At 50.4% G+C, this 12,946-nt stretch carries 11 protein-coding genes; 10 read left to right on the top strand and 1 reads right to left on the bottom strand.

All coding sequences use genetic code 11. The features are described 5' to 3' along the window. Position 1: 1 nt before the first annotated feature. The 7 genes from rsmB (at position 2) to spoVM (ending at position 7,359) form a co-directional block, all read left to right on the top strand. Positions 2-1,327, top strand: a complete 1,326-nt coding sequence (gene rsmB, locus HII30_RS02475) for a 16S rRNA (cytosine(967)-C(5))-methyltransferase RsmB (RefSeq protein WP_211184409.1) — start codon at positions 2-4, stop codon at positions 1,325-1,327. A gap of 139 nt (positions 1,328-1,466) precedes the next feature. Continuing rightward, positions 1,467-2,507, top strand: a complete 1,041-nt coding sequence (gene rlmN, locus HII30_RS02470) for a dual-specificity RNA methyltransferase RlmN (RefSeq protein ID WP_169503353.1) — start codon at positions 1,467-1,469, stop codon at positions 2,505-2,507. A gap of 7 nt (positions 2,508-2,514) precedes the next feature. Then, a complete protein-coding gene (locus HII30_RS02465) occupies positions 2,515-3,300 on the top strand; it encodes a Stp1/IreP family PP2C-type Ser/Thr phosphatase (protein WP_169503352.1) in 786 nt (261 codons plus the stop codon). Then, positions 3,287-5,530, top strand: a complete 2,244-nt coding sequence (gene pknB / locus HII30_RS02460; protein WP_169503351.1) for a Stk1 family PASTA domain-containing Ser/Thr kinase — start codon at positions 3,287-3,289, stop codon at positions 5,528-5,530. The genes HII30_RS02465 and pknB overlap by 14 nt, the downstream gene beginning before the upstream one ends. A gap of 17 nt (positions 5,531-5,547) precedes the next feature. Continuing rightward, positions 5,548-6,453 carry a ribosome small subunit-dependent GTPase A gene (gene rsgA / locus HII30_RS02455; protein WP_169503350.1) on the top strand — a complete coding sequence of 302 codons (906 nt, stop codon included), beginning with the start codon at positions 5,548-5,550 and terminating at the stop codon, positions 6,451-6,453. A gap of 3 nt (positions 6,454-6,456) precedes the next feature. Beyond that, positions 6,457-7,116 (top strand): ribulose-phosphate 3-epimerase, encoded by a 660-nt coding sequence (gene rpe / locus HII30_RS02450; protein ID WP_169503349.1) that lies wholly within the window; start codon positions 6,457-6,459, stop codon positions 7,114-7,116. Between the two features lie 162 nt (positions 7,117-7,278). Further along, entirely contained in the window at positions 7,279-7,359 is an 81-nt protein-coding gene (gene spoVM, locus HII30_RS02445; protein ID WP_095263314.1) for a stage V sporulation protein SpoVM, read from the top strand. A gap of 264 nt (positions 7,360-7,623) precedes the next feature. Here spoVM and rpmB read toward each other — a convergent pair whose 3' ends face one another. Further along, the gene (gene rpmB / locus HII30_RS02440; protein WP_046680294.1) at positions 7,624-7,812 is read right to left on the bottom strand and encodes a 50S ribosomal protein L28; all 189 of its coding nucleotides are present in this window, start codon (positions 7,810-7,812) and stop codon (positions 7,624-7,626) included. A 321-nt stretch (positions 7,813-8,133) separates the two neighbouring features. On the opposite strand from rpmB, the gene HII30_RS02435 reads away from it, so the two are divergent. The 3 genes from HII30_RS02435 to recG are packed head-to-tail and all read left to right on the top strand — an operon-like array spanning position 8,134 to position 12,892. Continuing rightward, a complete protein-coding gene (locus HII30_RS02435; protein WP_169503348.1) occupies positions 8,134-9,915 on the top strand; it encodes a DAK2 domain-containing protein in 1,782 nt (593 codons plus the stop codon). A 48-nt stretch (positions 9,916-9,963) separates the two neighbouring features. Further along, positions 9,964-10,827, top strand: coding sequence for a DegV family protein (locus HII30_RS02430; RefSeq protein ID WP_169503347.1), 864 nt, complete (start codon positions 9,964-9,966; stop codon positions 10,825-10,827). A gap of 13 nt (positions 10,828-10,840) precedes the next feature. Further along, complete coding sequence (gene recG, locus HII30_RS02425) at positions 10,841-12,892, top strand: ATP-dependent DNA helicase RecG (RefSeq protein WP_169503346.1); 2,052 nt, start codon at positions 10,841-10,843, stop codon at positions 12,890-12,892. Positions 12,893-12,946 lie beyond the last annotated feature (54 nt).

The following is a 12,946-nucleotide window of genomic DNA, read 5'->3' as shown; positions in this document are numbered from 1 at the left end:
GATGGATGTACTGACCCAGGTTGAACAGGAAGGGGCATACAGCAACTTACTGCTCAACAGCGCCCTGAACAAGGCAGTATTGGAAAAAGGAGACGCCGGTCTCGCTACAGAGCTTGTGTACGGAACGATCGCACGCATGAACACACTGGATTATTTTCTGGACCGGTTTGTCAAAAAGGGATTGGCCAAGCTCCAGCCGTGGGTGCGCAGTCTGCTCCGGCTCAGTTTGTACCAGATTCTTTATCTGGACCGGATTCCGGAGCATGCTGTTGTGAGCGAAGCGGTGAACTTAAGCAAAAAAAGAGGACATCAGGGCATCTCCGGCATGGTCAATGGTGTTCTTCGCAGTGTGCTGCGAGAGAGAAGCCAGCTCTTGGTTCCCGATGATCTGCCTCCGGCAGAGCGGATTTCACTCCAGCACTCCCATCCATTATGGATGGTGAAGCGATGGGTCAAGCAGTATGGCGAGGAGGCGACGGAAGATATATGCGCTGCGAACAATGCGCCTCCTCCCGTAAGTGTCCGGGTAAACACAACCATGATTTCACGGGATCAGATGCTGAACGAGATGATGGAAGCCGGCCACACTGCGGTTCCTTCTGAAGTAAGTCCTTATGGCATTGTGGTCCAAAGCGGCGGAAACATGGCCTATACGGAATGGTACCGTGAAGGTATGATTTCGATTCAGGATGAGAGCTCCATGCTGGTGGCAGAAATGGTGGAGCCGCATCCGGGGATGACGGTGCTTGACTGCTGCGCTGCGCCGGGCGGCAAAACGTCTCATATCGGAGAGCTGATGAAGGATGAAGGCCGCATTATTGCGAATGACCTGCATTCCCATAAGCAGAAGCTGATTGCAGATCAGGCAGAGCGTCTGGGACTTTCCAGCATTACTTCCGTTACCGGAAATGCACTGGACCTTCCCAACATATACGAAGACAACTCCTTTGACCGGGTGCTGCTGGATGCGCCTTGCTCCGGTCTGGGTGTCATCCGCCGTAAGCCGGACCTGAAATGGGTCAAAACTCCAGAAGATGCTGGTGCTATTGCGGAACTTCAAGCAAAGCTGATCCATGCTGCAGCGGGGCTGGTCAAGCCTGGCGGCTTGCTGGTGTACAGCACATGTACCATGGAATCCCGGGAGAATGAAGGAATCATCGAAGCGTTTCTTGCTTCCCGCAGCGATTATGCCATTGAGCCGGATCCGGAGCATTTTTCAGAAGTGATAAGGGAGAGGGCACTGTCGCGCGGAGGCGGGATACAGATCCTGCCGCAGCATTTTCACAGTGACGGCTTCTTCATTGCAAGATTGAGACGGATTTTGTAATATGATGAATTTGCTCTAAGACTATAGTCACGGCCCGCCTAATTGGCGGGTTTTCTCTTTTACGGTCTCTTTTATTTATGGTAATATAGTAAGAATGAAAAAAGAAATGACTTTACATGAAAAAGACAGGTGTGGTGAGATGAACCCTTTTATATATGATTTGTCCCTGGAAGAGCTTCAGCAATGGGCACAGGAAAATGGTGAAGCTGCCTTTCGCGGCACACAGATTTATGAATGGCTCTACGTGAAACGCGTAGACTCCTTTGAAGAGATGAGCAATCTGTCCAAAGAGCTGCGCGCCAAGCTGACTGAACAATTCAGCTTTGTGACATTGAATGAGATTACCCGCTTTGAGTCCAAAGACGGTACAGTTAAATTTTTGTTCGGCCTGCATGATGATCATGCTATTGAGACGGTCATCATGAAGCATAACTACGGTAACAGTATTTGTGTAACTACCCAGGTGGGATGCCGGATTGGCTGTACGTTCTGTGCATCGACACTGGGCGGACTGAAGCGTAATCTGACAGCGGGTGAGATCACTGCTCAGGTAGTACAGGCACAGAAAATGCTCGATCCGAAAGGGGAGCGTGTCAGCAGTATCGTCATCATGGGCTCAGGCGAGCCTTTTGAGAATTATGATGAGACGATGAAATTTCTGCGGACCATGATTCACGAAAAAGGACTGAACATCGGGCAGCGTCATATTACGGTGTCCACAAGCGGCATTGTGCCAAATATCTATCAGTTTGCGGATGAGAACACCCAGATTAACCTGGCCATTTCCATTCACGCACCGAACGATAAGCTTCGTTCGAAGCTGATGCCGGTTAACCGTCGTTTTCCGTTTGATGATGTGATTGATTCGCTTCGGTACTACCAGGCCAAAACAGGCCGCCGCATAACATTCGAATACGCTTTGATCGGCGGTGTTAATGATCAGGTTGAGCATGCCGAGGAATTGGCAGATGTCATCAAGGATATGAACTGCCATGTTAACTTGATTCCGGTGAACCACGTGCCGGAACGGAAGTATGTTCGGACTTCGCGCAGCGATATTTTTAAATTTCAGCGTGCACTGTCGGATAAAGGCGTTAATGTGACGATTCGCCGTGAACAAGGCCATGATATTGCTGCCGCCTGCGGTCAGCTTCGGGCCAAGCATATGGAGTTGGGGTGAGAAGAACTTGATCAATACGGTTCATGTAAGTCATGTGGGTCGGGTGCGCCAGGTCAATGAAGACTCGGTGCTGGTCCGTCATTTGGAGCATGGCTATACACTCGGCATTGTTGCCGACGGTATGGGGGGACACCTTGCTGGCGATACAGCCAGCAGGCTTGCAGTTCAGACGGTGGCTGAAGACTTGAATAGTCTGGTTTCTGATTTATCCATGAACGAGCTGCGGGTACTGCTGATGGAAGCCATTCTTCATGCGAATGAGGTGATTTACCGTGAAGCGTCCGGAGATGAGCGGCTTTACAACATGGGAACTACCATTGTGGCCGTACTCCTGCGGAATGATGAAGGCTATATTGGTCATATTGGAGACAGCCGGGCTTACAAAGTCTCAGGCAGCAAGGTAGAGCTCCTTACAGAAGATCACACGCTGGTGAATGAATTGTTTAAAAACGGTCAAATTACCGAGGAAGAGCTGAAGACACATCCACGGAGAAATGTTTTAATTCGTGCTCTTGGCACGGATTCCAAAGTGAATGTCGAGCTGAATTCTGTCGGGCTGGGGGCAGGGGAGGCCCTGCTTCTATGCAGCGACGGACTCAGCAATCTCGTCAGCCGTGAGTCGATTGGTCAAATTGTCGGCGCGGCGGATCTTCCTCTGGAAGAAAAAGCAGACCGTTTGCTTCAACTGGCTCTTCTTGCCGGGGGCGATGACAATATTACTGTCGCCCTGCTGCAGCATCAAGGAGAAACGGCCAGCAGCGTACAAAGGGGTGGAATTCATGATCGGACATGAATTGGCTGGTCGTTACAAGGTTATTGAGCGAATCGGCGGCGGCGGAATGGCATTGGTCTACAAGGCCCAGGATATTCTGCTCAACCGGAATGTAGCGATCAAAGTGCTGCGCCAGCAGTTTGTGCATGACGAAGAGTTTATCCGCCGGTTTCGGCGAGAAGCTCAATCTGCGGCATCATTGTCACATCCGAATGTAGTCAGCATTTACGATGTGGGCCAAGAGGACGATATTCATTACATCGTCATGGAGTGTATCGACGGTAATAATTTGAATGAGATTATTAAGGAACGGGCTCCCTTGCAGGTGGATGAAGCGGTTCGCATTGCATCCCAGATTTGTGATGCGCTGGAGCATGCCCATCAAAACCAGATTATTCACAGGGATATTAAGCCGCATAATATTTTGATCGGACGCAACGGCCGTGTTAAAGTTACAGATTTTGGAATTGCACGTGCAGTTACATCAACCACCATCACTCAAACGGGTTCTGTGGTCGGTTCGGTTCATTATTTCTCTCCGGAACATGCCAAAGGTGTGGCTACTGGCGAGAAGTCGGATCTGTACTCCTTGGGTATTGTGATGTATCAAATGTTGACCGGCCGCCTTCCTTTTCTGGGAGAAAGCCCGATCAGTGTTGCGCTGAAGCATCTTCAAGAGGAATTTGAAGAGCCTAGAGAAGTCAATCCGCTGATTCCTCAAAGTGTGGAAAACATTATTTTGAAATCCATGCGTAAAAACCCGCAGGAGCGCTATCAGTCTGCGGATGAGATGATGGTCGATCTGGATACTTGTCTTCTGCCGATCCGGCGTGATGAGCCGAAGCTGGATTTCGAGGATGATGAAGATCAGACGATGGTCATGCCTGCCATCAAAAGCATGCAGCGAAGCGGGAATGCTGCACCAGTCGTTTCGAATGATGATGATGATGATGACGGACCTGTACCTCCTATGAAAGAGGAAACTTCGGAGAAACCGGCCAAAAAGAATAAAAAGAAGCCGGCGCTGATTGTTGGTTTAAGCCTGCTGTTTTTGGGCATCATTGCGGGTATCGTCTTTTTCGTAGGTCAAATGCTGGAAGTAAAAGATGTGACGGTTCCAAGTGTCATTACATTGACCGAAGAAGAGGCTGTCCGAAAATTACAAGAGGTCGGTTTGGTCGTGGATGAAGAAGTTATCCGGGAATACAAGCAGGGTGTAGAAGAAGGAATTGTATTTGCGCAAAGCAGGGCTGAAGGAGCCATTGTCAAAGAGGGGGCGATCGTCCAGCTTTCTGTCGGAGCGGTGAAGCCGCTCAGCACGATGCCGGATCTTTCCGATGCTACCCTGGACGAGGCATTGTCACTTTTAAATGAACAAAAAGTGAATGAGGATGCCATTGAAACGTCAGAAGAGAATCATGATACGATTCCTGCCGGCACCTTGATTTCCCAAGTTCCGGCAAACGGTACTGAATTTGATCCTGACACTGTAAAAGTAGAGCTCGTGGTCAGCAAGGGCAAAGCCGAAGTGAAGATGCCTGATCTCACGGGCATGACACGCAGTGAGGCTCAGAGCAGGATCGAGTCTCTCGGTTTGAGAGTCGGTACTGTCAAAGACGAGCCAAGTTTCACTGTAGAGCGAGGGAAAGTGCTGTCCCAGTGGCCTTGGGATCCGGATTCGATGGCGACACCTGGAACAGAGCAAAATATCGTCGTCAGTTCCGGGTATCCATCGGATGCACTGAATTACACATTTAAAGTACCCGTCGCACCTGTAGTAGAAGGACAGGCGAGTAAAATCCGGGTTGTTTACTCGGATGCACGTGGAGACAACCAGGAAGCTGCAAACCGTGAAGTCAGCACGACAGAGATCGTTCCGGTCGAGATGGTGTTGTCTCCGGACAAGGACGGTACCGTTTCGATTTATAGAGATGGCCGTGCACTCGATACGTTCGTTGTGTCTTATACAGATGCCAAGAACGGCACTGTTACCGAGCCGACAATTGATCCTCCGCAGCCGGCTGTGCCTGATGAGCCTGTCATTACGGATCCGCCAGAAGATGGCGGAGAGGGCAATGATGATGAGGTGACCCCTGAGAGTAACGGAGAGGACAATGAACCTCCGGCGGGACCAGGTAATAATCGAGGCCAGGGTAACGGTAATGGTAAAGACAAAGGTAAAGGTAAAGATAAAGATAACGAAAACAATGAGGAGGTCCCGGAAGTTCCGGCACCTGCGGATGAAGAATAGGAAAGTGAGGCGTGTGCATGCTGGAAGGACTGATCGTCAAGGCGCTTAGCGGCTATTACTATGTAAAACCTCTGAGAGAAGGCCTGATTTCCGGTAAGGAACCATCGGTTCAATGCAGAGGCCGCGGCATTTTCAAAAAAAGAGGCGAGTCCCCGCTGGTCGGGGACCGTGTCCGATATTCATTGACAGAGAATGGGGAAGGGACCGTGGATGAAATACTTCCACGGTCTTCCCAATTAATTCGTCCTCAAGTCGCTAATGTCGGATTGGCGGTTTTACTGTTTTCGGTTCGGGAACCGGATATGAATCTGCTGCTGCTGGATAAGTTTCTTGTACATATTGAGCATGCAGGCCTGGATGCTCTGATTTTGATCACCAAGCAGGACCTTGCGGGCAGTGAAGACCATTCGGCAGAGCGGGTTAAGGAATTATATGAATCCATTGGATATCAAGTGATTATTACCAGCTCTCTGCTGGGAACTGGCACAGAAGAAGTGAAGCAAAGGCTGGCCGGGGAAATCAGCGTCTTTTCGGGACAATCGGGAGTTGGCAAGTCCTCTTTATTGAATGCGCTGGTGCCTGGGCTGACGCTGGAAACCAGCGAAATCAGTATGCGGCTGGGCAGGGGACGTCATACAACCCGGCATGTGGAGCTGATTGAACTGGATAACGGCGGATTCGTCGCAGATACACCAGGATTCAGCCAGCTGGATTTTATGGAGCTGGGCATCGAAGAGCTGACAGGCTGCTTTCGGGAATTCACCGCTTATGCCGAGGAATGCAAGTTCCGGGGCTGCAGCCACACGCATGAGCCGGGATGCCGGGTTCTGCAAGCCAAGGAAGAGGGCAAAGTGGCAGAGAGCCGGTACCGGCATTACCTGGAGTTTTTTACGGAAATAAAAGACATGAAACGGAGGTATTAGCGGATGATCAAAATTGCACCATCTATTCTATCAGCGGATTTTGCCAAGCTGGGAGCAGAAATTGCCGAGGCTCAGTCGGGCGGAGCAGACTGGATTCATGTGGATGTTATGGACGGCCATTTTGTGCCCAACCTGACACTGGGACCGCCGATCGTACAAGCAATTCGTCCCCATACTACCCTGCCGCTGGATGTTCATCTGATGATTGAGCAGCCGGAGCGTTATATCGCCGATTTTGCCAAGGCGGGAGCCGACTATATCACGGTTCACGCGGAAACGTGTCAGCATCTCCATCGTGTCATTCATCTGATTAAGGAGCACGGCGTGAAGGCCGGAGCTGCCATCAATCCGGGAACCCCGGCTCATGTGCTGCAGGAAGTGCTTCCTGATCTGGATCTGGTACTGGTCATGACCGTCAATCCTGGATTTGGAGGACAGCAATTCATCGGCCGGACGGTTCAGAAAATCAAGCAGCTTCGTGAGTGGATTTCACAGGGGAGCCGCCCCGAGACCCACATTGAGGTGGACGGCGGCATTACGGCAGAGACAGCACCGCTGGTCACCCGTGCCGGAGCCGACGTTCTGGTCGCTGGCAGTGCCGTATTTGGAACTGCCGACCGGGCGGCTGCGATTGAAGAAATCCGAAAAAGCGTACAAGTCTAAGCCTTATCCACTTTGGCGATAGATGCATAGGGCAGTGTCTCACTGCATAAATATGGTTACATGAGCTGGGTTCTCGTGTAGCCTTTTTTGTTATTGTTCACATCGCTGGGCTTGGTGCATAAAATAACAGCAGGGTTATGAGAATGATGGGGAGGGTGAGACATGAAATTTTATACGTTCAAGCTGCCGAAGTTTCTGGGAGGTTTTGTGAAGGCCATATTAAACACATTTCATAAAGGCTGACCGCTTGTATAGGCATAGACAAACCTCCGCACGGTACGGCAGCACGGGGAAACGAGAATGGAAGCGTAACATAACGGCGATCCGCCGTAACTCTTGGCTGCCAGACCGTGTCAAGCTAAAGTCAGATGATCATACAACGCACAAAAAAAGCACCCTGTATGCAGCAGGTGCTTTTTAACCTTACATATGTATTCAACAGCAAGAAAAACTCCTTATCCCATACAGCTTAGCAAGCTGTAGGTAAAAGAAGTTTTTCTTTAACAGTTATACGCGAGTCACTTTACCGGATTTCAAAGCACGAGTGCTGACGTATACACGTTTTGGCTTGCCGTCCACGAGAATACGAACCTTCTGAACGTTTACACCCCAAGAACGTTTGTTGTGGTTGTTGGCGTGAGAAACGTGGTTACCACTGCTTGGTTTCTTGCCTGTCACATAACATTTGCGAGACATAGATTACACCTCCTTGTTTCATAACCCTGTATAAAACAATACTTAAATATAATATCACAGTAAAAATTGCGGCGTCAACTATCCTAAAAACATTTATTTCTCTTTATTCTTATAGTACAATACTGTTTAGTCCATAATATTTTGGAATGGTACGATATGGATGTGTTTTTATGATCATGCTTATGTATCAATATAAGGCCGGTCAGCCGTTTGCCTTGACCCGCTGCCAGAGGGTTCATAACCTCAGGTATCGGAAATTTTATTTCATCTAAATTTACATTTGAAGCGTTTTTTGTATGATGCCAGGAAGGGGAATTCTCATTGAGTAAGCGTTCTTTGAATGGAACAGAATTTACCGCAATGGTACTAGCCGGAGCGGAACAACTGCAGCTGCATGCAGAACACGTCAATGCCCTGAATGTATTTCCGGTGCCGGATGGTGACACGGGAACCAATATGAATTTGACGATGACCGCTGGAGTAGCTGAATTAAAAAGCAAATATTCGGAGTCGATCGGACATAGTGCCGGTGTGCTTTCCAAGGGTCTGCTGATGGGTGCCCGGGGGAACTCCGGTGTAATCCTGTCTCAGTTGTTCCGAGGATTCAGCCGTTATTCTGCGAGCTTTAACGAACTGAACAGCAGTCAGTTTGCTGCTGCTCTTCAAACCGGTGTGGACGCAGCGTATAAGGCCGTTGTTAAACCGGTAGAAGGTACAATTCTGACGGTAGCCAAGGAAGCGGCCAAGCATGCTGTATACTATTCGCGCCGAAGCACGGATATTGTGGAGCTCATGGAGCAGGTGCTTGCCAAAGCGAAGGAGGCACTGTCCCACACGCCGGAGCTGCTGCCGGTATTGAAGCAGGTTGGTGTCGTGGACTCTGGTGGACAAGGACTCGTTTATATTTACGAGGGCTTTTTGAGAGCGCTGAAAAATGAGGATCGATCCGAGTCGCCTGTCACATCGTCAGCGCGTACGGAAGAACAGACCAAGGCCTCAGCCAGCGCATTAGCTACTTTGGAGCATGCAGGTGTTCAGGTGCCTACATCGGCACAGTCCAAAATCTCTACCGAAGATATTGAGTTTTTATATGATATGGAGTTTTTTATCAATCGCCAGCTGGGTGGAAGCCCTGCAGCTGAATTCAATGAAGACAAGTTCCGTAATTCGCTTGCCGTGAACGGGGATTCCATCATTGTGATAGCAGATGATGAAACGATCAAAGTACATGTTCACTCCAAAGCGCCGGGTGAAGTGTTGAATCTCGCTCTGCTGTATGGTGAAATTACACAAATCCATATTTTGAACATGAGAGAGCAGCACCGGGATCTTCTGACAACCGGGATGGATATTGCACCAATGCCGGAACTGTTTGCCGATATTCCGGCAGAAGAGAAGACACCGGAAGCTCCGGCCGTTCCGCCTGCAGATGAACTGGCCCCTTATGGATTTATCGCTGTGTCTTCCGGTGAAGGGATCTCCAATATCTTTAAAAGTCTTGGCGTAGATGTTGTTCTGTCCGGCGGACAGACGATGAATCCGAGCACAGAGGATTTTGTGAATGCGATTTCTACCATATCAGCACAGCAGATTTTCATTCTGCCTAACAACTCCAACATTGTGCTTGCTGCCCAGCAGGCAAGAGAACTGCTTGAGGGTGAACGCAATGTTACGGTAATTCCGAGCAAGACGATTCCTCAGGGGATGGCCGCTGCGTTTGAATTCCAGGAGGATGAGAGCATTGAAACCAACACCGAGAACATGCTGGAGGCCGTTTCCCGTGTGCAGTCCGGACAAGTCACGTATGCGGTCCGGGACACGCTGATCGACGGACTGGAGATCAAGGCCGGAGAATTTATCGGTATACAGAACTCCAAGATCGTGGCAGCTGCAGCCGATCTGAAGACAGCCTGTCAGGAGCTGCTTGAGAAAATGCTGCATTCCGGTGATGAAATTATTACCCTGCTCACAGGTGAAGATGCGACAGAAGAAATTACAGAAAGCTTGACAGGATGGCTCGAAGAGCAGTATCCGGATACGGAAGTGGAAGTGCATTACGGGGGACAGCCGATTTATGCATACCTGTTCTCTGTCGAAGCTTAGTCTCTAAATTAAGCTAGAATATGAGGGTCATTACAGGAGGGGTACTGCGTGAGTAAAACGGTGATTGTAACCGATAGTACATCGGACATTCCGGTGGATCTGGTGGAGCAATATAATATAACCATTGTTCCGCTGCGCGTTTTGTTTGGCGGTGATGCTTATCTGGACGGAAAAGATATTACGGCGTCACAGTTTTACAAGCGTCTCGTGGAGTCAAGCCAGCTCCCTACCACTTCCCAGCCTTCGCCTGCAGATTTTGTGGCCGCGTATGAAGACATTTTTAATAAATACCCGGACTGCAGAATTCTGTCGATGCACCTGTCATCCGAAATGAGCGGAACCTATCAATCGGCCAGGCTTGCTACTGATTTGATACAAGAGAACCTGCAGGGCCAGGTGACGGTTTGGGATTCCAAATCGGCTTCGTACGGGTTTGGCATGTTTGTAGTTCATGCAGCGAAGCTATCTTCTGAAGGCCGCACGCTGGAAGAGATCGTAGCATCGACCGAGGAGCTGCGCAGCAAGCGTCAGCTGTATTTTCTGGTGGATACGCTGGAGTATTTGCAGAAGGGCGGACGGATTGGGAAGGCTTCTGCTGTATTAGGCACGCTGCTGAACATTAAACCGATTTTATCCATCGACCGGGAAGGGGTTATTTATCCGGTCGACAAAGTAAGAGGACGCAAGAAAGCAACGTCACGGATCATTGAAGTGTTTCAGCGTGATCTGCCAGGCGTTACACATATTAAGGTAGCGGTGGGGACTACAGCAGATCCTGCTTCAGTCCATGATTTTCTGGAGCAGCTTTCGGCTGTGTTTACGATAGAAGAGACGACATACTCTGATATCGGGGCAGTTGTCGGCACCCATGTTGGTCCTGGAACCATCGCCGCGTATATCTGGCCGGCTTGATTGGGGGAAAAGAATGAGTCTCGATCTGGACCAAATATCCGTGAGGAAGATCAACGGCGTGAGCGCCCTGAAAGAAGGGGAGCTTCACGCCTTTGGCGTCTCTACGGTTAAAGATCTGTTGGAATACTACCCGTTCCGGTACGAGGATTACCGGCTCCGTTCGTTAAGTGAAGTCAAGGATGGAGACCGCATCACCATTCAGGCTAAAATTGCGGGCATGCCTGTGCTGCAGCGGTATGGAAAGAAGTCACGGCTGTCCTGCAAAATGCTCGCCGAAAACTGGATGTTCACAGCGACTTGGTTCAACCGGCATTTTCTGAAGGATCAGCTTACTGCTGGAAGAGAAATTGTGCTTACCGGGAAATGGGATCAGCGGCGCCTGCAGCTGACGGTGACAGAATCCGAGTTCCCGGATAAAGGTGCAGTGCGGAGCGGTACACTGCAGCCTGTATACTCGATCGGCGGGAAAATCACACAATCCTGGATCCGCAAAACGATGACACAAGCACTTCAGCAGTATGGCGAGATGATTCCGGAGATTCTTCCGCCGGCGCTGCTTCATAAATATGATCTTATGCCCCGCAAACAGGCGATTGCAGCTCTTCATCAGCCTTCTGATACGGGCGAAGGACAGCAGGCCAGAAAGCGTATGGTGTATGAAGAGCTGTTTATGTTTCAACTCAAGATGCAGGCATATCGTGCGATCAATCACGAGAAAATGGACGGGGTCGTGCACACCGCCGACAACGCGACAATCCGCGAATTTGTCCGGAGCCTGCCGTTTGAATTGACCGATGCCCAGAAAAAAGTAGAGCTCGAAATTTTGCATGACATGCGTTCGCCTTACTGTATGAACCGACTGCTTCAGGGCGATGTAGGGTCCGGGAAAACCGTCGTGGCCGCCATTGCGCTGTACACGACGGTCCGATCAGGATGCCAGGGTGCGCTGATGGTGCCTACTGAGATTCTGGCTGAGCAGCATATGCGCTCTCTCCAGAAGATGTTTGAGCCCTTCGGTGTAAGCGTGGGTCTGCTGACAGGGAGTGTGACAGGCAAGAGGCGAAAGGAGCTGCTGGCATCCCTGCAAATGGGGCTTACGGATATTATTGTAGGTACGCATGCCCTGATCCAGGAGGATGTCTTTTTCCGTCAGCTTGGGCTTGTGGTAACGGACGAGCAGCACCGGTTCGGTGTGAATCAGCGCAGTGTTCTGCGCCGTAAAGGATATAACCCGGATGTGCTGACGATGACAGCGACGCCTATACCGCGGACTATGGCCATTACGGCATTTGGCGATATGGATGTATCGACACTGTCGGAGCGGCCCAAGGGACGCATCCCGATAACTACACATTGGGTCAAGCATGATCTGATGGACCGTGTATTAGGCTTTATCCGTCGGGAGGTAGAACAGGGCCGGCAGGCATATCTGATCTGTCCGCTGATTGAAGAGTCGGACAAGCTGGATGTGCAGAATGCCATTGATCTTCATGTGCAGATGCAGCAGGCTTTTCCTGATTATGCGGTAGGTCTGCTGCACGGGCGGATGACACCGGGTGAGAAGGACGAAGTCATGCGGGGCTTTTACAGCAATGAGCTGCAGCTTCTGATCTCAACTACCGTAGTAGAGGTCGGTGTCGATGTTCCTAACGCAACGCTGATGATCATTATGGATGCAGACCGCTTCGGCCTCTCTCAGCTGCATCAGCTTCGGGGCCGGGTAGGACGGGGCGCGCACGCCTCCTATTGTATCCTGATCGCGGATCCTAAAAGCGAGGTCGGCCGGGAGCGTATGGAGGTTATGACAGAGACCGAGGACGGATTTGAGGTGGCGCGCCGTGACCTGGATCTGCGCGGACCGGGTGATTTCTTCGGCACCAAACAAAGCGGATTGCCGGAGTTCCGTATCGCTGATATGGTGGCAGATTATGAAGTTGTGGAGAAGGCCAGAGATGATGCCGCGGCACTGGTCGGCGAGGCGTCGTTCTGGACCTCACCAGCCTTTACAGCACTCAGGGAATATTTACGGCAGGAACAGATTTTTCAAGGGGACTTGATTGACTGATTTTTCCGGCACAATGGACAGGCTTACATCATATACTCACCATGATGGGAATAT

The sequence above is a fragment of the Paenibacillus lemnae genome, from assembly GCF_012933385.1.
In the GTDB taxonomy this organism is placed as follows: domain Bacteria; phylum Bacillota; class Bacilli; order Paenibacillales; family Paenibacillaceae; genus Paenibacillus_AQ; species Paenibacillus_AQ lemnae.
Note: the sequence above shows the minus strand (reverse complement) of the source record. Positions and strands in the feature narration are given on the sequence as shown.

Coding starts and splice junctions, on each gene's coding strand:
- rsmB (WP_211184409.1), top strand. CDS start 2: ATGGATGTACTGACCCAGGTTGAACAGGAAGGGGCATACAGCAACTTA.
- rlmN (WP_169503353.1), top strand. CDS start 1,467: ATGAACCCTTTTATATATGATTTGTCCCTGGAAGAGCTTCAGCAATGG.
- pknB (WP_169503351.1), top strand. CDS start 3,287: ATGATCGGACATGAATTGGCTGGTCGTTACAAGGTTATTGAGCGAATC.
- rsgA (WP_169503350.1), top strand. CDS start 5,548: ATGCTGGAAGGACTGATCGTCAAGGCGCTTAGCGGCTATTACTATGTA.
- rpe (WP_169503349.1), top strand. CDS start 6,457: ATGATCAAAATTGCACCATCTATTCTATCAGCGGATTTTGCCAAGCTG.
- spoVM (WP_095263314.1), top strand. CDS start 7,279: ATGAAATTTTATACGTTCAAGCTGCCGAAGTTTCTGGGAGGTTTTGTG.
- rpmB (WP_046680294.1), bottom strand. CDS start 7,812: ATGTCTCGCAAATGTTATGTGACAGGCAAGAAACCAAGCAGTGGTAAC.
- recG (WP_169503346.1), top strand. CDS start 10,841: ATGAGTCTCGATCTGGACCAAATATCCGTGAGGAAGATCAACGGCGTG.